General features: G+C 70.9%; 23 protein-coding genes. 15 read left to right on the top strand and 8 right to left on the bottom strand.

Annotated features, from left to right (window positions below; all coding sequences use genetic code 11):
• Positions 1-146 precede the first annotated feature (146 nt).
• A complete protein-coding gene (locus JI746_RS15550; protein WP_201690715.1) occupies positions 147-1247 on the top strand; it encodes an ABC transporter substrate-binding protein in 1101 nt (366 codons plus the stop codon).
• On the opposite strand, the gene JI746_RS15545 is transcribed toward JI746_RS15550, so the two are convergent.
• The 3 genes from JI746_RS15545 to JI746_RS15535 all read right to left on the bottom strand — a co-directional run bounded on the left by JI746_RS15545 (position 1248) and on the right by JI746_RS15535 (position 3672).
• Complete coding sequence (locus tag JI746_RS15545; RefSeq protein WP_201690714.1) at positions 1248-2282, bottom strand: VWA domain-containing protein; 1035 nt, start codon at positions 2280-2282, stop codon at positions 1248-1250.
• A 62-nt stretch (positions 2283-2344) separates the two neighbouring features.
• A complete protein-coding gene (locus JI746_RS15540) occupies positions 2345-3190 on the bottom strand; it encodes a peptidoglycan DD-metalloendopeptidase family protein (RefSeq protein ID WP_201690713.1) in 846 nt (281 codons plus the stop codon).
• The gene (locus JI746_RS15535) at positions 3190-3672 is read right to left on the bottom strand and encodes a DUF421 domain-containing protein (RefSeq protein ID WP_201690712.1); all 483 of its coding nucleotides are present in this window, start codon (positions 3670-3672) and stop codon (positions 3190-3192) included. The genes JI746_RS15540 and JI746_RS15535 overlap by 1 nt, the downstream gene beginning before the upstream one ends.
• Positions 3673-3856: 184 nt before the next feature.
• Here JI746_RS15535 and JI746_RS15530 point away from each other — a divergent pair, with 184 nt between their 5' ends.
• The 12 genes from JI746_RS15530 to JI746_RS15475 all read left to right on the top strand — a co-directional run bounded on the left by JI746_RS15530 (position 3857) and on the right by JI746_RS15475 (position 11814).
• Complete coding sequence (locus tag JI746_RS15530; protein WP_201690711.1) at positions 3857-4591, top strand: c-type cytochrome; 735 nt, start codon at positions 3857-3859, stop codon at positions 4589-4591.
• Positions 4588-5874: a c-type cytochrome gene (locus JI746_RS15525; RefSeq protein WP_201690709.1), complete on the top strand. Its 1287-nt coding sequence runs from the start codon at positions 4588-4590 to the stop codon at positions 5872-5874. The genes JI746_RS15530 and JI746_RS15525 overlap by 4 nt, the downstream gene beginning before the upstream one ends.
• A 2-nt stretch (positions 5875-5876) precedes the next feature.
• Entirely contained in the window at positions 5877-6041 is a 165-nt protein-coding gene (locus JI746_RS15520) for a hypothetical protein (protein WP_201690708.1), read from the top strand.
• Positions 6038-6601 (top strand): cupredoxin domain-containing protein, encoded by a 564-nt coding sequence (locus JI746_RS15515; RefSeq protein ID WP_201690706.1) that lies wholly within the window; start codon positions 6038-6040, stop codon positions 6599-6601. The genes JI746_RS15520 and JI746_RS15515 overlap by 4 nt, the downstream gene beginning before the upstream one ends.
• A complete protein-coding gene (locus JI746_RS15510) occupies positions 6588-8210 on the top strand; it encodes a cbb3-type cytochrome c oxidase subunit I (RefSeq protein ID WP_201690704.1) in 1623 nt (540 codons plus the stop codon). Before JI746_RS15515 ends, JI746_RS15510 begins: the two co-directional genes overlap by 14 nt.
• Entirely contained in the window at positions 8207-9025 is an 819-nt protein-coding gene (locus JI746_RS15505; RefSeq protein WP_201690703.1) for a c-type cytochrome, read from the top strand. Before JI746_RS15510 ends, JI746_RS15505 begins: the two co-directional genes overlap by 4 nt.
• Positions 9026-9212: 187 nt before the next feature.
• Entirely contained in the window at positions 9213-9596 is a 384-nt protein-coding gene (locus tag JI746_RS15500) for a hypothetical protein (RefSeq protein ID WP_201690702.1), read from the top strand.
• 23 nt (positions 9597-9619) lie between these two features.
• On the top strand, positions 9620-10084 hold the full coding sequence (locus JI746_RS15495; RefSeq protein ID WP_201690701.1) for a substrate-binding domain-containing protein: 465 nt from the start codon (positions 9620-9622) through the stop codon (positions 10082-10084).
• Positions 10085-10240: 156 nt separating this feature from the next.
• Positions 10241-10540, top strand: a complete 300-nt coding sequence (locus tag JI746_RS15490; RefSeq protein WP_201690700.1) for a hypothetical protein — start codon at positions 10241-10243, stop codon at positions 10538-10540.
• Positions 10541-10562: 22 nt separating this feature from the next.
• On the top strand, positions 10563-10715 hold the full coding sequence (locus JI746_RS15485; protein WP_201690699.1) for a hypothetical protein: 153 nt from the start codon (positions 10563-10565) through the stop codon (positions 10713-10715).
• 86 nt (positions 10716-10801) lie between these two features.
• Positions 10802-11008, top strand: coding sequence for a hypothetical protein (locus tag JI746_RS15480; RefSeq protein ID WP_201690698.1), 207 nt, complete (start codon positions 10802-10804; stop codon positions 11006-11008).
• Between the two features lie 17 nt (positions 11009-11025).
• The gene (locus tag JI746_RS15475) at positions 11026-11814 is read left to right on the top strand and encodes a VOC family protein (RefSeq protein WP_201690696.1); all 789 of its coding nucleotides are present in this window, start codon (positions 11026-11028) and stop codon (positions 11812-11814) included.
• A 23-nt stretch (positions 11815-11837) separates the two neighbouring features.
• On the opposite strand, the gene JI746_RS15470 is transcribed toward JI746_RS15475, so the two are convergent.
• The 3 genes from JI746_RS15470 to JI746_RS15460 all read right to left on the bottom strand — a co-directional run bounded on the left by JI746_RS15470 (position 11838) and on the right by JI746_RS15460 (position 13527).
• Complete coding sequence (locus tag JI746_RS15470) at positions 11838-12464, bottom strand: hypothetical protein (protein ID WP_201690695.1); 627 nt, start codon at positions 12462-12464, stop codon at positions 11838-11840.
• Between the two features lie 33 nt (positions 12465-12497).
• Positions 12498-12686: a hypothetical protein gene (locus tag JI746_RS15465; RefSeq protein ID WP_201690694.1), complete on the bottom strand. Its 189-nt coding sequence runs from the start codon at positions 12684-12686 to the stop codon at positions 12498-12500.
• A gap of 259 nt (positions 12687-12945) precedes the next feature.
• Positions 12946-13527: a CBS domain-containing protein gene (locus tag JI746_RS15460; protein WP_201690693.1), complete on the bottom strand. Its 582-nt coding sequence runs from the start codon at positions 13525-13527 to the stop codon at positions 12946-12948.
• Between the two features lie 214 nt (positions 13528-13741).
• On the opposite strand from JI746_RS15460, the gene JI746_RS15455 reads away from it, so the two are divergent.
• Positions 13742-13918 carry a hypothetical protein gene (locus JI746_RS15455; RefSeq protein WP_201690690.1) on the top strand — a complete coding sequence of 59 codons (177 nt, stop codon included), beginning with the start codon at positions 13742-13744 and terminating at the stop codon, positions 13916-13918.
• 109 nt (positions 13919-14027) lie between these two features.
• On the opposite strand, the gene JI746_RS15450 is transcribed toward JI746_RS15455, so the two are convergent.
• Positions 14028-15014: a zinc-binding dehydrogenase gene (locus JI746_RS15450; protein ID WP_201690689.1), complete on the bottom strand. Its 987-nt coding sequence runs from the start codon at positions 15012-15014 to the stop codon at positions 14028-14030.
• Positions 15015-15036: 22 nt separating this feature from the next.
• On the bottom strand, positions 15037-16113 hold the full coding sequence (locus JI746_RS15445) for an isocitrate/isopropylmalate dehydrogenase family protein (RefSeq protein ID WP_201690688.1): 1077 nt from the start codon (positions 16111-16113) through the stop codon (positions 15037-15039).
• Positions 16114-16194: 81 nt separating this feature from the next.
• Here JI746_RS15445 and JI746_RS15440 point away from each other — a divergent pair, with 81 nt between their 5' ends.
• Positions 16195-17097 carry a LysR family transcriptional regulator gene (locus JI746_RS15440; protein ID WP_201690687.1) on the top strand — a complete coding sequence of 301 codons (903 nt, stop codon included), beginning with the start codon at positions 16195-16197 and terminating at the stop codon, positions 17095-17097.
• Positions 17098-17160 lie beyond the last annotated feature (63 nt).

Below are 17160 nucleotides of genomic sequence, written 5' to 3'. Positions count from 1 at the left end.
TTGGGGCACAATCAAGGCCGCACGTCGCCAGGCGTGGCAAAACAACGGACATTGGGTTCAACCGGGCGGGTTGGCCCGCTGTCGCCGAGGCTGAGCTCTGCTTACAGTCGCGGCGTGGTCCGGCAGGAGTCGTTGGAGGGAATGGGATGAAGAAGTTCGTGGTCGCGGCGCTCGCCGCGCTGGCGCCGCTGTGGGCGTGCTCGCAGCTCCTCATCGGCCAGACGGCCGGTTTCAGCGGCCCGGTCGCCGCGGGGGTGAAGGAGACCACTTCCGGCGCCAAGCTGTGGATCGACAAGGTCAACGCCAGCGGTGGCGTGCACGGCCAGAGGATCGAGCTGCTCTCCCTGGACGACAAGTTCGAGCCGCCGCTCGCGGCGGCGAATGCCAAGGTGCTGGTCGAGGAGAAGAACGTGCTCGCGATGTTCCTCAATCGCGGCACCCCGCACACCGAGGCGCTCCTTCCGGTGCTGGAGGCCAACGGCGTCGCGCTGGTGGCGCCGTCGACGGGCGCGATGCTGCTGCACCACCCGGTGCGCAAGACGGTCTTCAACGTCCGCTCCACCTACCAGCGCGAGGCGGAGAAGGCGGTGTCGCACCTGCACACCCTGGGCATCACGCGCATCGCCGTCGTGCATGCCGACGATTCCTTCGGCCTCGACGGGCTCGAGGGCGCCAACAAGGGCTTCGCCAAGGCCGGGATCGAGCCGGTGGCGGTGGTCAAGGCCGATCGCGGCAAGCCGGACACCCCGTCGATCATCCCGGCGATCACGTCCAAGGACGCACAGGCCGTGCTGTGGATCGCCTCCGGCAAGGGCGTCGCGGAAGGCGTGAAGGCGCTGCGCGCGGCCAAGTCGGCCGCGCAGGTGGTGACCTTGTCGAACAACGCCTCCGGCGGCTTCATCCAGAGCCTGGGCAAGGACGCCCATGGCGTGATCGTCACGCAGGTCTTCCCTTCGGTGCGCTCGTACGCGTACGTCTTCGTCAAGGAAGCGGCCGAACTGGCGCGGGAAAAGAACCTGGAGCTGAGCCCGCAGATGCTGGAGGGCTACGTCGCGGCCAAGGTGCTGGTGGAAGGCCTGCGCCGCGCCGGCCCGAACCCGACGCGCGCCAAGGTGGTCGCTGCGCTGGAGAACATCCACAAGTACGACATCGGCGGCCTCGAACTGAACTTCGGGCCGGACGACCACACCGGCCTCGATTTCGCCGACCTGTCGATCATCGGCGCCGACGGCAAGTTCAAGCGCTGATCAGGCGATCCGCGCCCACAGCACGGACAGCCCCGCGGCCGCCACCGCGACCAGCGCCGCCACCAGGGCGACCAGCGCCGTGAGCTCGGTTTCGCGCGTGAGCACCTGCACGTGCGAGCCGAGGTTCTCGTACACGCTGCGCAGCGTCTCGGCGGTCGCTGCGTGGTGGTACTCGCCGCCGGTGAGGCGCGCCACCTCGCGCAGCGTCGGTTCGTCCAGCTGCATGTAGATGGGCAGGCCCTCGGCGCTGGCCGCCGCGCCGTCGACGGTGCCCAGGCCGATGACGTGGACACGCACGCCGCGGTCGGCCGCCATCTTCGCGGCTTCGAGCGTCTCGACCCCGGTGGTGCGGCGGCCGTCGCTCAGCAGGATGATCGCCGCCGAATCGTAGGAGCCCGGCGCCACCGGGGCGACCTGCCTGGCCGGGGGCGGCTTCGGCTTGTCGTCCAGGCTGCGGCCGCGCTGCTTGCTGGGGAAGGTCATCTCGCCCAGGTCGATGCCCTGGTCGGGAAACAGCTCCGCCAGGCACAGCACGATGGCGTTGCCGACGGCGGTGCCGTATTGCATCTGGATCGCGTCGATGGCCGAGACCAGCGCCTCGCGGTCCAGCGTGGACGCCTGCGCCACCTGGCTGCTGCCGGCAAAGGTGACGAGGCCGACCTCGATGTTCTTCGGCAGCTCGTGCAGGAACAGCTTGGCGGCGTCCTGCGCCGCCGCCATGCGCGTGGGCTTGACGTCGCTCACGCGCATGCTGAGCGAGATGTCCATGGCCAGCATGACCGTCGAGCGGGCCCAGGGCAGCGGCACCCGGGCCGTGGGCCGCGCCGACGCGAAGACCATCCCGCCGAGCGCCAGCAGGAGCAGGGCCGGCGGGATGTGCCGCCGCCAGTTGCGCGCCGCCGCCTTGCGGACCACGGCCACGCTGCTGTAGCGAACGGCCGCCTTCACCCGCCGCCGCAGCAGCCACACGTAGCCGGCCACCAGCAGCGGCAGCGCGAGCATCAGCCACAGGTACTGGGGCCAGAGGAAGGACATGGCGTGCGGGTCCGGACGGGCGGACTATCGTGCCCGGGAAGCCGCCGCTTGGCAACGCACCTTCAGGCCGCCAGGAACAAAGCCGGGTCGACCATGGAACGATTGAGCAGCACGCCCCAGTGCAGGTGCGGACCGGTCGCGCGGCCGGTGGCGCCCACCGCGCCGAGGCGCTTGCCGACGCCCAGCACGTCGCCCGCCTGCACGTCGATCGCGCTCAGGTGGCAGCAGAGGGTGAGCAGTCCGCCGCCATGGTCCAGCCACACCGTGCCGCCGTTGAAGAAGTAGTCGCCGGTGTCGATCACGCGGCCGGCGAGCGGCGCCGCCACCGGCGTGCCCAGGCCGGCCGCGATGTCCATGCCGGCATGCGGCGCCCGCGGCTGGCCGTTGAAGACGCGCCGCAGCCCGAAGGAGGAGGATCGGCGCCCCGGCACCGGAGCGCGCATCGGCAGCGAGGCCGCGCCGGCCGCCGGTGCCGAATACGTTGCCATGACGGCCTGCAGGTGCGCGCGCTCGCGCTCGTGGCGCGCCTGGTCGGCCGGCGAGAGGTCCACCTGCCCCGGCGCCACCCGCAGCCGCTGCTGCGGATAGCTCTTGGCCCGCACGACGTAGTCGATGCTGCGGCTGGCGCCGCCCGCCTGCACCTCGATCCGGGCCGGCCCTGGCAAGGTGGCCAGCGGGAGGCCGACGATCGCCTCCCAGGCCGACGGCGTGCCGACGACCAGCAGCGGCTGGTCTCCCTGCTGCGCCTGCGGCCGCTCGGGCGCGGCCCCGAGCGCGAGACGGGCGACGCCGCCCGGAACCCGCGCGTCGCGTGGCATCGGCCCCGGTGCGCCCGCGCTGGCGGGGCCGGCGAAGGCGGCGCCGGCGAGCAGGAGCTGGCGGCGGGTGATGCGCATGCGCAGGGGCATCAGGTCTTCTTCAGGACGGAGATCTTCCCGCTCGGTTCCAGCACGATCAGGCGCGCGCCGGTCACCGTCTCCACGCCGGCGCCGCGCAGCGCCTGTTCGAGCGTCGCCGGGCTGATCGCGTGCCGGCGCAGCGTCGCCGGATCGACGAGGCCGTGTTCGGACAACTGCACCGGCGGGCCCTCCACCAGCCGCGAGAAGAAGGCGGAGCGGGCCGAGACATGCGCGGTCGCCCAGTGCAGCGCCATCAGCAGCGTCGTGGCTGCCAGCGTGCCGAACAGGTCGGCGTTGCCGGTCAGCGCGCGGCTCAGGGTGGAGCCGGTGACGATCGCGACGATGATGTCGACCGCCGTCCAGTGGCCGAAGACCCGCCGGCCGGCAATGCGCACCAGCACCAGTCCGTAGAAGAAGATGAGGGCGGCGCGGGCGCATTCCTGCGCCCAGGTGACGTTGCCGGTCGGGCCGAAGATGGTTTCGAGGGTCATGGTTCGCAGTGCAGGCAGGCTGGAACGATAAGCCACTTCACGGTGGGTGGTCGTGGCCTGGGTGCTGTCGCCGGCGAGCTCTCGTGACGACGATCGAGCCCGGCGCGCGCCGGCGCCGACAGGATCGCCAGACGATTCCTACACGCAGGGGCCCGGCGGCAGGCGGATGATCCGCGCTCCTGCCATGCCTCGAAGAACAAGAAGCCTGTTGCGCGGGTCCGCCGCCGCCGTCCTCCTCACCGTCCTCACCGCCAGCGTGCTGGCCCAGGCCGATCCTGCGACGGTGCCGAAGTTCAAGGACCTCGACTCGATGGAAGCGCGCGTGCAGGGCTGCGTCACCTGCCACGGGCAGCAGGGGCAGGGCACCAGCAGCGACTACTTCCCCCGCATCGCGGGCAAGCCGGCCGGCTACCTGCTCAATCAGCTGCGCGCCTTCCGCGACGGCAGCCGGCGCTACGCGCCGATGAATTACCTGGTCGCCTACCTGTCCGACGACTACCTGCGCGAGATCGCGGAGTACTTCGCCAAGCTGCGGCCGCCGTTCCCGGCAGCGCAGGCCTCCGCGTTGCCCGCGACGCTCCTGGACCACGGGCGCACGCTGGTGCAGAACGGGGACACCAACCGGCAGATCCCGGCGTGCATGGCCTGCCACGGGCCGAACCTCACGGGGATGGAGCCGGGGATCCCGGGGCTGGTCGGCTTGCGGACCAACTACATCGCGGCGCAGCTCACGCGCTGGCGCGCCGGCGAGCGCCGTGCCGCGGCGCCCGACTGCATGCACCGCATCGCCACCCGCCTGGAGGAGACCGACATCCAGGCGCTGGCGGGCTATCTCGGCAGCCTCGCCGCACCGCGTGAGGCGGCACCGGACGCGCGCAACACCCAGCGCATGCCGCTGACCTGCGGGAGCCAGCGATGAAGCGCGGCGTCGGAGCGCTCGTCGCCGTGGTGCTGCTGCTGGCGCTGCTCGGGGTGGGCTGGGTGCTGTGGCAGCTCAAGCCCTGGGCCTCCGTGTCGCACGGTGCCGCGGTCAAGGGTGCGGCCAACGACGTGATCTCGCGCGGCGAGTACCTGGCGCGCGCGGGCGACTGCGTGGCCTGCCACACGGCACCGGGCAGCGCCATCTTCGCCGGCGGCCGGCCGATGCCGACGCCGTTCGGGAACATGTTCGTCCCCAACATCACGCCCGACGACGAGACCGGCATCGGCCGCTGGACCCCCGACGAGTTCTACCGGATGATGCACGAGGGCCGCTCGCGCGACGGCACGCTGCTGTACCCCGTGATGCCGTTCGCGAACTACACCCGCGTCACCCGGGCCGACTCGGACGCGATCTACGCCTACCTGATGTCGGTGCCGCCTGTGAAGCAGCCGAACCGGCCGCACGAACTGCGCTTTCCCTTCAACCAGCGCGAACTGCTGCTCGGCTGGCGCACGCTCTACTTCAAGGAAGGCGAATACCAGCCGGATCCGAAGCAGAGCAAGGAGTGGAACCGCGGCGCCTACCTGGTGCAGGGACTGGGCCACTGCTCGATGTGCCACACGGCGGTGAGCGCGCTCGGCGGCTCGCGCGAGGCCGAAGCCTTCAGCGGCGGCATGATCCCCAACCAGAACTGGTACGCGCCTTCGCTCACGTCCAACCGCGAAGCCGGCCTGGGCGACTGGTCGCTCGACGAGATCTCCGACCTGCTGCAGGCCGGGGTGTCGCACCGCGGCGCCGTCTACGGCCCGATGGCCGAAGTGACCTACAACAGCCTGCAGTACCTGGACGACGACGACGTGCGCGCGATGGCCGTGTACCTCAAGTCGCTGCCGCCCAAGGGCGAGAAGCGGCCCGAGCCGCAGGCGCAACTGGTGGCGCCGGCCACGATGGAGACCGGGCGCAGGATCTACGCGGCCTCCTGCGCGATGTGCCACGGCGACGAGGGCAAGGGCTTCCCCCCGGGCTTCCCGCCGCTGGCCAACAATCCGTCGATCGAGATGACCTCGCCGGTCAACCCGATCCGCATGGTCCTCAACGGAGGCTATGCGCCGGCCACGCGCAAGAACCCGCGGCCCTATGGCATGCCGCCCTTCGCCCACTTGCTGAACGACGAGGAGGTCGCCGCGGTGGTCACCTACATCCGCGTCGCCTGGGGCAACGGCGGAACGCCGGTCACCGCGGCGCAGGCCAACGCACTGCGCTCGGTGCCGCTGGAGTGAACATGCAGACCGACGAGAGCAGCGAAGAAGACCGGGCCGTCGATGAGATCGTGCGCGACGGGCCGCGCGGCACCTGGGCCGTCGCCGGCGTGGCGACCTTTCTGGTCGTGCTGATCTACTTCCTCTTCTACTTCCTCGCCTACCTGCCGAGGGGCGCCGTCCAATGAGCGCCATCTCGCATTCCCCGGCGGCGGAATCGGCCGAGCGCCACGAGCGGCGCTGGGCCGTGATCGTCGGCGGCATCATCGCGCTGCTGATCGCGATGATGGTCTTCACCGGCCTGCACTGGGCCGCCATGCCGCCGTCGCGGGTGGAGACCATCGATCCGCGCACCCTGCACCAGCGCGGCGAGTTCATCGAGGCGAACCTCGGCACCACGGTGGACGCGCAGGGTCAGGTCACGGTGCGCCTGGTCGCGCAGCAGTACTCGTTCACGCCGCAGTGCATCGTGGTGCCGGCGGACACGCCCGTCACCTTCCGCGCCACCGCCAGCGACGTGGTGCATGGCTTCGTGGTGGGCCGCACCAATGCCAACGTGATGCTGATCCCGGGCTTCGTCTCCACCTTCACGACCGCGTTCCGCAAGACCGGCGAGATGCTGATGCCCTGCCACGAGTACTGCGGCACCGGGCACGAGGGCATGTGGGCGCGGGTGCAGGTGGTGGACCGCAACGCGTTCCTGCAGCAGGCGCAGGCCGGAAGGATGGTGAGCTGTGTTCCTCGCTAGGCGCCTGGTGCTGGCCCATTTCTGGGTCGCCTTCATCGGCTTCGCCGCGGCGCTGCTGCTCGGGGAATGGCAGATGGCGGTGCGCAGCCCGCTGGCCGGCTGGATCTCCAACCCGGAGCTGTACTACCGCTCCGTCACGGCGCACGGCACCGTGATGGCCTACGTGCTGCCCACGCTGGTTGCGATGGGCTTCGGCTACGCGATCACCGAGCTGGCGCTGGGGCGCCCGCTGCTGGGCGTGCGCTGGGCCTGGGCCGGCTTCTGGCTGGTGGTCGCCGGCACCGTGATGGCGGCCACGCCGGTGGCGCTGGGCCTGGCGTCGGTGCTCTACACCTTCTATCCGCCCATGGTGGGCAACGTCTTCTACTACCTCGGCGTGGTGCTGGTGGTGGTCGGCTCCTGGATCTGGGTCGGCCTCACGTCCTGGAACCTGCACCGCTGGAAGAAGGACCACCCCGGCGCCGTGGTGCCGCTGGCGATGTTCGGCAATGCGACCGGCGCCTATCTGTGGGCCTGGACTTCGGTCGGCGCCGCCTCCGAGATCCTGCTGCTGATCCTGCCCGCGGCCTTCGGCTGGAAGGACACCATCGACGCAGGCCTGGCCCGCGTGCTGTTCTCGTGGACGCTGCACGCGATCGTCTATTTCTGGCTGATGCCGGCCTACATCGCCTTCTACACGATCATCCCGCGCGCCATCGGCGGCCGCCTGTACAGCGACACGATGGGACGCGTGGCCTTCGCACTGTTCCTGGTGTTCTCGATGCCGATCGGCATCCACCACCTGTTCGCGGACCCGCAGGTCGGCGCCGGCTTCAAGTTCCTGCATGCGGTGTTCACGGCGATGGTGTCGGTGCCGACGCTGCTGACGGTGTTCACCATCTGCGCCTCGGTGGAGATCGCCGCCCGGCTGCGCGGCGGGCGCGGTGCGTTCGGCTGGGTGAAGGCGCTGCCCTGGGGCAATCCGTACATGCTGGCCGTCGCGTACGCCTTCGTCATGCTCGGATTCGGGGGCGCCGGCGGCATCGTGAACATGAGTTACCAGCTCAACGAAACCATCCACAACACGCAGTGGGTCACGGGCCACTTCCACCTGATCTTCGCCGGCGCCATCGTGATCATGTACTTCGTGGTGGCCTACGACCTGTGGCCGCACCTCACGGGCTGCGCGCCGCTGTCGACGCGGCTGATGAACTGGCAGCTCACGCTCTGGTTCGTCGGCATGATGGTCACCACGCTGCCCTGGCATTTCACCGGCCTGCTCGGGATGCCGCGGCGCATGGCGTACTTCGACTACAGCCATCCCGAGCTGCACCCGCAGGCGATCACGGTCACGATCTCCTCGATCGGCGGGCTGCTGCTGGTGGCCGGCGGATTGCTGTTCATCTGGATCCTCGCGACAGCGCGCCGGCGCGGTGCGGCGCAACCCGCGCCCTACACCTTCAGCCTGCCGGTGCACGCCGGGCCGGTGCCGGCGGCGCTCAACGGCTTTGCGCTGTGGATCGCCCTGATGGTGGGCCTGACGGTCGTCAACTACGGCTATCCGATCGTGCAGCTCGCGCTGCTGCCGCAGACCTCGGTGCCGGTGGTGCTGATCGGAGGCCCGCGATGAGCGCGCACGGCGGCGGCACCTTCGCTTCGGCCGGCGTGCGGCGCTCGCTGCTGGCGCTGGCGGCGCTGGCCGTGGTGGCGGTGCTGGTCGCCTTCTTCTGGCTGCCGCGGGTCAAGCCCGACTTCGTGCAGGGCGGTCTGTGGGACGCGATCTGCCGCGCCGCCGGCGTGCCGCGCAACTGGTCGGCCGCGGTGCCGCGCGACGACGCCCAGGCCAGCCGCGTCGCATCGGTCTTCACCTCCACGCTGGCCGCCGGCGGCGACGTCGGCCATGGCGGCACGCTGGCGCTGCGCTGCACCATGTGCCACGGCGCGCGCGGCGTGAGCTCCTCCGACGTGCCCAACCTCGCCGGCCAGTACGCCGAGGTCACGTACAAGCAGCTGACCGACTACAAGAACGGCCAGCGCCGCCACGCGCTGATGCAGGGCCTGGCGGCCGGCCTGTCGGAGCAGGACATCCGCGACCTGGCCGCGTTCTATGCGCAACTGCCGCGGCCCTCGCCGGCCGGGCCGCCGACGGAGGTGCCGAAGCTGGTGAGCGTGGGCGACCCGATGCGCAACATCGCGCCCTGCGCCACCTGCCACGGCGGCATCGACAAGAAGCCGGGCAGCCCCTGGCTGGACGGCATGTCGCAGGCCTACCTGGCGGCGCAGATGCAGCAGTTCGCCGAAGGCGCGCGCCGCAACGACACGCTGGGTGCCATGCGCAACATCGCGCGCCAGATGCGGCCGGAGGAGGTCGACGCGGTGGCGCGGTACTACGCCACCCGGGCGATCATCGGCCACGAGGGCGCGGCGCCCGAACCGGCGCGATGAAAAAAAAAGCGGCCGCGCGAGGCGGCCGCTGGATGACCCTCAGTAGGAGGAGGAAGAGGAGGGACTCGATGAGTGCTGAGGGTGAATGAATGGTGCGCTTTGTCGCCGGGGCTGCGAAGGAACGAAAGTGCCTTTCGAAGGGAACCCAGGTCTCGATTTGCGTGCGCGTGCGGGGCTCGCGGGCAGCATGAGACTGGACCCCTACGTGCAGGTCGACGAGACGCCGTTCACGGCGCTCGCCGGCGACCTGCTGCGCCGGCGCGGCCCGCCCTGGCGCGCGGGCCGCAACGACGTCGGGCTCGACGAGATGGACTACGGCGACGTCGTCTACCGCTTCCAGGATTGCGGGCGGCTGGAGGAAATCACCCTGCAGGCCGAGGTGGTGATGCTGGGGAACGTGGCCGTGCCCTTCGCCACCCTGGCCGCCTTCATCCGCGCCCAGGATCCCGAAGCCTTCGAGCGCGCCGGCTTCCTCGTGAGCCCGCGCTTCGGCCTGGCCTTCGACCCGTCCGAACCCTTCTGGGTCACGGCGCTGGCGCGCCACTGCATCGGGGAGTGGAGGGCACTGTGAGCGGCTGCCGCACAATGGCGCTCGTGAACACCGTCCACTCCTTCGTCCGCTGCGCCGCCGTGCTGGCCGCCGGCTGGACCTTCGCCCTGGCCGCGGCCGCCGACGAGGTCAAGGTGCTCGTGGCCGGCGCCTTCCAGCCGGTGGTGAGCGCCATCGCGCCGGTGTACGAGAAGCGCACCGGCCACAAGCTGGCGGTGCTGAACGAGGCCGAAGGCGCGCTGGCCGATCGCATCCGTGCCGGCGAGGACTTCGACCTCGCCGTGCTGCCCCAGTCGCTGCTCGAGGCGCTGGGCAAGGACGGCGCGGTGTCCGACGGCTCCATCATCGCGCTGGCCCGCGCAGGGGCCGGGCGGCAGGAGGGCACCGTCTACGTGGGCGCCGTCTCGCCCTCCGCCGCGAACTCGCCGGCGGCGCTGTCGCTGCTGATCCTGCTGGCGAGCGAGGAAACGCAGGCGGTGCTGAAAAGTACCGGTCTCTCCGCCCCGTAAGGCGGCTTTCGGCTCCCGGACTGACCTACATCAGCCGGGCTCCCGGGGCGCCGACGGATCATCCTTGCATGTCGTCAACCACTGGCTGACACCCCCCCGCGCTGCGGGCAGCACCCCGCCCGCCAGCGCCGATGCAAGGCAAAAGGAGGCCATACCATGGCACGCGTCGTTCCCTTCCACCCCTCCCTCACCCCGCAAGCCGTCGCCCGCCATCCGCGCGCACGTGCCCCGATCGGCCGCGTCACGGCCCTGGGCGCGCTGGTCTCGGTGCTCTCCGTCGCCGGCTCGATGGTCGTCGCGGCCGGACGGCAGATCGAGTTCACCTTCGTCGCCTGGGCGGAAGCCCGCCGCCGCCGCGAGGAAGACCGCAAGCTGTGGGCCATGGCCCTGCAGGACCCGCGCCTGATGGCCGACCTGGTCGCCCTGCGGCAACACACCGACAGCAAGCCGCGCTGAGACTTTTCCGGTGCGATCGCGCATGGCCGTCATCCACACCTTCCTGGTCGGCCTGACCGCGCGGGCGATCCACCTGCTGCCGCGGCCCCTGCATGGCGCGCTGGATGCCTGGTCGCGCCGCCGCGCGCACCAGCGCGCGTTGCGGCGGCAGCGCGCCACTCGGCCGAAAGGCTGAAGCGGCATCGCGCAGCGGCGGCCCGCATGCAGCAATCTTGACTCTCGTCAGCGAAGCGCAGGCCGGCCTGCCGCCATGATGCAGACATGCGGGACCAACGTTTCGAGCTTCTGCTGGCAGCCTGGAGGACGGCGGAACAGGCGCTCGAAGACTATGCGGGCGACCGAAGCCCGTGCCTGGATCCGCGGGTGAAGCGACTGATCTCCTGCCAGCTGCGCAACATCGCCTTGCGCCGCTACGGCCGCCTGTGCCGCTACGTCGCCTCCTGCCGCAGCAGCCTGCCACGCCTGTAGCCGGGTACATTCGCGCGATGGCGGCGAATGCTTTTCCGGGCGCCCGCGGCGCGGTGCCCGTCGACCACGTGATCTTCCATGCCGGGCAGGCGCTCGGCGAACTCGCGAGCTTCTTCGAGCGCATCGGCTTCACGCTCACGCCGCTGGGGCGTCACAGCAGCGGCTCGGTGAACCGGCTGGCGATCCTGGAGCAGCAGTACCTCGAGTTGATCGGCTTCGAGCCGGGAACGCCCGCCACGGTGCGGCCGGAAGTCCAGTCGCTGCCGCTGGGCCTGTCCGGCATCGCCGCGGCGGACCGCGCGGAGCACGTGCGCCGCGCGCCCCCGGAGGCCTTCCTGCCTTCGCGCCGGCTCGAACGGCCGGTGGAGATGCCCGGCGTGCACGGAGTGGCCGCGTTCACCAACACGGAAGTGCGCGCGCCGGCGCCGGACGTGCGCGTGTTCCTGTGCCGCCACCATACGCCGGAGCTGGTGTGGCAGCCGGCCTGGCAGCGCCATGCCAACACCGCGACCTCGGTGAGCGAGGTCCGCTTTGCCACGCGCGATCCGCGCCGGCTCGGCGCCGTGCTGCGCACCGTGTTCGACGTGGACGCTGCGGGCGACGACGGCGGCTTCGACGCGGCCGGCACCCGCATCGCGATCGCAGCGCCCGGACAACGCGCTGCGCTCACGCTGCGCACGCGCAGCCTGCAAGCCCTGCAGGAGGTGCTGGTCGCCGCCGGCGTGGCTTGCGCGGCGGAGGAAGGGCGCGTGTCGGTTCCCCTGCCCGAGGCCTACGGCGCGGAGATCGTGTTCGTCGCTGCCTGAGCGGCGGGTGCTTCCGCAGGCTCCTAACGGGTTTCGCGCACCACCGAACGCACGTGCTTGCGCAGTTGCGCGAGCACGAAGGCGTCCATCGCCCGCAGGTCGGCGTGTTCGCGACCGTACTGGTAGATCACTTCCAGGCTGTCGCCGTAGCGGCGCGAAGCCAGATGCGTGCGCTGGATCGGCGTGGTCGGCACGTGGACGCCTACGCGCGCGCCGTCGCGGCCCCGGAAGATCCAGGTTTCCTGCGTCGCCTGCCGGTACACCGCCATGCCGTCGTCCGTCCTGCGCACGAACCAGGGCCGCCCGGAAGCATGGTCGGACTCCGTCGGCAGGGCGCGATCCAGCAGCGCTTCGACCCGCGTCGGCATGCCGGGCGCCAGCGGCCGCAGCACGATGCGCACGCTGTCCGTCTGCGAGAGCCAGGAGGGGGCGGCCAGCGGCTGGCCGGAAGGGAAGGCGAGGTAGGCGGTGAGGTCGGGGGTGCCTGGAACAGGCGAGGCTTCGAGTTCGTCCGAGACTTCCACCGTCAGGCGCTGGCCGGGGATTTCCAGCGGGAAGCTCGCCGCCTGGAGCAGGCTGGCCGCACAGGCGAGGACGAGGGCAGACGCAAGTCGACTTCGGAGCGGAAGGCGGGGGGCGGGCATGCGCATGCGGCGAGTGTCCTGCCTGCGCTCGCCGCCGGCTCAGGAACCGCGCAAGTCCTTCATCACGCTGTCGTAGATCGCGTCGGCGGCGTCCTGCGCCACCTGCACGCGGATGCGCTGGCGCTCCAGGGCTTCCGGGCCGTCCTGGTGCCGCCAGTGGCGGGCGACCAGCGCCTTGAGCTTCTGCTCCTCCTCCAGAACGGCCGCCTGCGCGTTGATCCAGTCCATCAAGGTGAGAGCCCCCCGCCGGGGGGCGGGTAGCGCGAAATCAGGGACTGCCGTGTGCATGGAGCCTCCGCTGCAGAAAGGGGTGCTGCTCGCGCAGCACCGGTGTGATAAGAGAGTGAACGATTCAAAGTGTGACAGCGCCCGTACAGTTGTAAACAGGCGCAAGTGCCGGATTCAAAGGCACGAAGGTGCCGACCAGCCCGGCGCTGGATGCCGGGCGGGGGGCGGGACGACCTTGCTGGAGGGGGCCGGATGCGCGCTAGTAGAGCGCGGCCTCGAGCTCCGCAAAGGACTTCGCCTCGGTCGGCAGCTGCAGCGGGATGCCGAGCTGGCGGGCGATCTGGGACAGCGAGAAGATGCCGCGCACCTCGCGGGTGCCGTCGGCGGCGGTCTGCACGACGATGGCGTGGTGGCGCCGCGCCCGCTGCAGCGCCGCGACCACCTGGCCGACCTGGGCCGACTGCACCGTGTGCATGTCGAAGGCTTCCAGGCGGTCGGCCGGCGTCATCACGTCGGCGACCAGGATCTCGTCGTGGCGCATGCGGCGTTCCTCGACCACGGCGACGGGCTTTTCGCCCAGGATGTCGTTGGTGGTCACGATGCCGGCGAGCGTCTGCCGGTCGTCGAGCGCGAGCAGCATGCGCACGCCGCGCTGCATCATGAAGGCGTGCGCGCGGTCCATCGTCTCTTGCGGGGAGATCACCGCCGCGGCAACACGCTTGAGGTCCGTCATCACCAGCAGCGCCGAGGAATCCAGCGAAACGCCGGGTTGTCCCTGTTCCGGCCGGCAGACGCGGATCGTGCCGATCTTGGGCAGGACGGGCAGCGCGGCGTAGGCCATGGACAACTCCTTTTGTTCGATCCTGCACGATGCCTGCAAGCGCCTGACCGCAACCTGACCAAGGGCGCGCGGCCTGGCGCGACCGCGCGCCGCACGAAGAGCACCGCGATGAACCTGCTGCGTAGTCCGCAGCCTACGCGGCCAATCAGCAGGGTCCGCGCTTGCGCTCGCCGCGCCGGCCCAAGAATGCCCGTGCCTCACCCAAGGAGCCACCATGCCCAACGACACCAAGCGCAACCAGGACCCGCAGGACGGCGCCACGCTGCACGAGGACGATCCCATCCCCGCCGCCTCCGACGAGAAGGTGCTGGAGGAAACGGCGCGCCTGGCCCGCGAAGGCCGCAAGCAGCTCGAATCGGATCCGAAGGAAAGCCGGCCGGGCTCGGAATGAAGGTCACGGCGCCCGCGAGCGCCGCCGGGCGCGACAGCAGCGCGCCACCTGCCTGATCAACCCATCCCGTGCCGCCCGCCTGCGCCGCAGGCGGGCGGCACGGGGCTGTTCACGCCGCTGCGGAAACGTCGAGGACGATCTTGCCCACGTGCTCGCCGGCTTCCATCCGCGCCTTCGCCTGCGGCAACTGCCTGAACTCCACGCTCTCGTCGAGCAGCGGGCGCAGCGCGCCGCTGGCAAAGCGCGGCAGCATCTCGGCGACGAAGCGCGGCACGGCCGCCGCCTTCTGCTCCTTGCTGCGCAGCTTGTTGGAGACGCCGAACAGCTTCAGCCGCTTCGCGTGCAGGGCCTCCAGGTCGAGGTCGGCGTACAGCACCCCGTCGACGTAGCCGACCATCGCCAGCCGGCCCTCGAAGGCCATGCAGCGGATGTCTTCCGCGAACACGGAGCCACCGACGGCATTCACCACCAGGTCGGCGCCGTGCCGGCCGGTGAGTTCCATCACCCGCGGCGCGAAGTCGGCGCCGCGCGTGCACAGGCCGTGCACCAGGCCGTGCGACCTGAGCTGCTCCAGCTTGGCCTGCGAAGTCGAGGTGCCGATCACCCGCGCGCCGAGCGCCCCTCCCATCTGCAGCGCCGCCACCCCCACGCCGGAAGACACACCGTTGACCAGCAGCCAGTCGCCCTCCTTCAGCGCGCCCTGCAGCACGAGCATGTCGAAGGCGACCAGCCAGGTCAGGGGGATGCTGGCGGCCTCCTGCCAGCCGAGATTGGCCGGCACCGCCATCGCCTCGGCCGCATCGAGCAGGGCGTACTCGGCGAACGCACCGGCGCAGCGGCCCATCACGCGCGCACCGACGCGGAAGGCGTCGACCTCGCTGCCGACGGCGGCCACCTGGCCGGCGCACTCGCCGCCGATCGCCTTCCAGCTGCCGGGGGCGCCGTGCAGGCCGTGGCCGGCGACGAACTCGCCGCGATTGAGCGCGGCCGCCCGCACGCGCACGAGCAACTGCCGCGGGCCGGGCTGCGGCACCGCGACGTCGCGCTGTTCGAGCTGCGCGCCTTGCGCGCCCACTTGCATCCACCAGGACTGCATGGGGGGTCTCCTTGTCCCTTGTCTAGCGAAGGCCGCGGACGACGGCCTGCGTGAAGCTCGCCGTGTCGCCCTGGCCGCGGATGTCGCCGGTGCGCGCCTGCGCATCGCCCAGGGCCGCCGTCGTGGCCGCCGACATCGCCTGTGCCATGCGCACCGCGCCCGCGTTGCCGCGGCTGTGGCCCAGCCACTCGAACAGCATGCGGGTGGACTCGATCATCGCGTAGGGGTTGGCGATGCCGCGGCCGGCGATGTCGGGCGCCGAGCCGTGCGTCGCCTGCGCCATCGCCACGTCGCCGTCGCCGATGCACAGGCCCGGCGCCATGCCGAGCCCGCCCACCAGGCCGGCTGCTTCGTCGGACAGGATGTCGCCGAACATGTTGGTGGTGACCACCACGTCGAAGCTCTGGGGATCGCGCACCAGCCGCATCGCGAAGGTGTCGACGATGACGTCGTCGACGCGCACGTCCGGGTAGTCGGCGGCCAGCTTGCGGCATTCCTCGACGAACATGCCGCAGGAGAGCTTGAACACCGTGTCCTTGTGGACGTAGGTCAGGTGCCGGCGGCGCTGGCGCGCCAGCTCGAAGGCCGCGCGCGCCACGCGGCGGCTGCCGGTGCGCGTGATGACCCGCACCGAGAGCGTCACTTCGTCGGTGGGGCGGAACTCGCCGGAGCCGGCCACCATGTTGCGGTCCGGCTGGAAGCCCTCGTTGTTCTCGCGCACGATCACCAGGTCCACGTCCTCGTGCAAGCAGCCGATGCCCGGGTACGAGCGCGTCGGCCGCACGTTGGCGAACAGGTTGAAGGACTTGCGCAGGATCGGATGCGGGTTGATCGCGTTCGGCAGCCGGGGATAGGCCCGGTGGCCGATCGGGCCCAGGATCCAGCCGTCCAGCGTGCCGAGCGCCTCCAGCGTCTGCGGCGGCAGGGTATGGCCGTGCGTTTCGAGCGCGCGGGCGCCGATCGCAAGGGGCTTCCACTCGATGGCGACGCCGTGCGTTGCGGCCGCGGCGCGGGCGATCTCCACGGCGGCGGGGACGATCTCGTGGCCGATGTCGTCACCCTCGAGGATGCCGATGCGCAGGGGTAGGGTGCTGGTCATGGGTCGTGCATCTTTCCCCGCCGCCAGCCCTGCTGTAAATTGCAATTTTCGGAAGGTTTATTGCATGCGGTGCATCAAGGCATGAAGCCGTCGCTGGCCGACCTGCGCGCCTTCGTCACCGTCGGCGAGCTCCAGAGCTTTGCCGCCGCCGCCCAGGCGCTGCACCTTTCGCAGCCGGCCCTGTCGCGGCGCATCTCGCACCTGGAAGAGACGCTGGGGGTGCGCCTGTTCGACCGCACCACGCGCAGCGTCGAACTCACGCTGCTGGGCCGGCGCTTCCTGGCCCAGGTGCGCGAAGTCGTCACCCAGGTCGACCGCGCCGTGCAGGGCCTCCAGGACGCCTTGCTGCTCGAGGAAGGCGACGTCACCGTGGGCTGCGTGTTCTCCGCCGTCCACCACTTCCTGCCGCCGGTGATCCGCGCCTTTCGCGAGCAGCATCCGCGCGTGATGGTCCGCATCATCGAGGAGGGCGCCGACGAGGTGCTGGCCAGCCTCAAGCAGGGCGAATGCGACTTCGCGCTGAACTACATCGGCATGCAGGATGCCGACGTGGAGTTCATGCCGCTGCTCAAGGAACCCTACGTGCTCGCGTGCCCCGCCTCGCATCCCCTGGCGCGTCGCAAGTCGGTCGCCTGGGCGGAGCTGGCGCAGTACCCGCATGCACGGGTGTCGCAGGCCAGCCGCAACCGGCTGCTGATCGACCAGGCGCTGGCCAAGCTGCCGGCGCTGCCGCGCCCGGTGTGCGAGGTGCGCCACGTCTCGACGCTGCTCGGGCTGGTGGAGATCGGGCTGGCGGTGGCGGTGGTGCCGCAGCTCACGCTGCCGCCGGCGCCGGCCTCGGTGGTCGGCATCCGGCTGGAAAAGCCCTCCGTCGGTCGGACGATCGGCATCGTCCAGCGGCGCGGCCGCAGCCTGTCGCCGGCGGCGGCGGCCTTCGCCGACCTGCTGGCGCGCGCCGGCAAACGCGGCTTGCGCGCAACATGAGGGATCCGTTCAGCTTCGGTTCATGCAGGCCGGCGCACGATGCTCCCATCCCAACGAGGAGCC

The organism is Ramlibacter alkalitolerans, assembly GCF_016722765.1.
Taxonomy (GTDB): Bacteria; Pseudomonadota; Gammaproteobacteria; order Burkholderiales; family Burkholderiaceae_C; genus Ramlibacter; species Ramlibacter alkalitolerans.
Note: the sequence above shows the minus strand (reverse complement) of the source record. Positions and strands in the feature narration are given on the sequence as shown.

What these genes read in the sequence shown, in the direction of transcription:
- JI746_RS15550 (WP_201690715.1), top strand. Translation starts at nt 147, where the DNA reads ATGAAGAAGTTCGTGGTCGCGGCGCTCGCCGCGCTGGCGCCGCTGTGG.
- JI746_RS15465 (WP_201690694.1), bottom strand. Translation starts at nt 12,686, where the DNA reads ATGGACTGGATCAACGCGCAGGCGGCCGTTCTGGAGGAGGAGCAGAAG.
- JI746_RS15505 (WP_201690703.1), top strand. Translation starts at nt 8,207, where the DNA reads ATGAGCGCGCACGGCGGCGGCACCTTCGCTTCGGCCGGCGTGCGGCGC.
- JI746_RS15460 (WP_201690693.1), bottom strand. Translation starts at nt 13,527, where the DNA reads ATGGCCTACGCCGCGCTGCCCGTCCTGCCCAAGATCGGCACGATCCGC.
- JI746_RS15485 (WP_201690699.1), top strand. Translation starts at nt 10,563, where the DNA reads ATGGCCGTCATCCACACCTTCCTGGTCGGCCTGACCGCGCGGGCGATC.
- JI746_RS15450 (WP_201690689.1), bottom strand. Translation starts at nt 15,014, where the DNA reads ATGCAGTCCTGGTGGATGCAAGTGGGCGCGCAAGGCGCGCAGCTCGAA.
- JI746_RS15545 (WP_201690714.1), bottom strand. Translation starts at nt 2,282, where the DNA reads ATGTCCTTCCTCTGGCCCCAGTACCTGTGGCTGATGCTCGCGCTGCCG.
- JI746_RS15515 (WP_201690706.1), top strand. Translation starts at nt 6,038, where the DNA reads ATGAGCGCCATCTCGCATTCCCCGGCGGCGGAATCGGCCGAGCGCCAC.
- JI746_RS15535 (WP_201690712.1), bottom strand. Translation starts at nt 3,672, where the DNA reads ATGACCCTCGAAACCATCTTCGGCCCGACCGGCAACGTCACCTGGGCG.
- JI746_RS15490 (WP_201690700.1), top strand. Translation starts at nt 10,241, where the DNA reads ATGGCACGCGTCGTTCCCTTCCACCCCTCCCTCACCCCGCAAGCCGTC.
- JI746_RS15530 (WP_201690711.1), top strand. Translation starts at nt 3,857, where the DNA reads ATGCCTCGAAGAACAAGAAGCCTGTTGCGCGGGTCCGCCGCCGCCGTC.
- JI746_RS15440 (WP_201690687.1), top strand. Translation starts at nt 16,195, where the DNA reads ATGAAGCCGTCGCTGGCCGACCTGCGCGCCTTCGTCACCGTCGGCGAG.
- JI746_RS15540 (WP_201690713.1), bottom strand. Translation starts at nt 3,190, where the DNA reads ATGCCCCTGCGCATGCGCATCACCCGCCGCCAGCTCCTGCTCGCCGGC.
- JI746_RS15520 (WP_201690708.1), top strand. Translation starts at nt 5,877, where the DNA reads ATGCAGACCGACGAGAGCAGCGAAGAAGACCGGGCCGTCGATGAGATC.
- JI746_RS15470 (WP_201690695.1), bottom strand. Translation starts at nt 12,464, where the DNA reads ATGCGCATGCCCGCCCCCCGCCTTCCGCTCCGAAGTCGACTTGCGTCT.
- JI746_RS15475 (WP_201690696.1), top strand. Translation starts at nt 11,026, where the DNA reads ATGGCGGCGAATGCTTTTCCGGGCGCCCGCGGCGCGGTGCCCGTCGAC.
- JI746_RS15480 (WP_201690698.1), top strand. Translation starts at nt 10,802, where the DNA reads ATGCGGGACCAACGTTTCGAGCTTCTGCTGGCAGCCTGGAGGACGGCG.
- JI746_RS15455 (WP_201690690.1), top strand. Translation starts at nt 13,742, where the DNA reads ATGCCCAACGACACCAAGCGCAACCAGGACCCGCAGGACGGCGCCACG.
- JI746_RS15445 (WP_201690688.1), bottom strand. Translation starts at nt 16,113, where the DNA reads ATGACCAGCACCCTACCCCTGCGCATCGGCATCCTCGAGGGTGACGAC.
- JI746_RS15525 (WP_201690709.1), top strand. Translation starts at nt 4,588, where the DNA reads ATGAAGCGCGGCGTCGGAGCGCTCGTCGCCGTGGTGCTGCTGCTGGCG.
- JI746_RS15500 (WP_201690702.1), top strand. Translation starts at nt 9,213, where the DNA reads ATGAGACTGGACCCCTACGTGCAGGTCGACGAGACGCCGTTCACGGCG.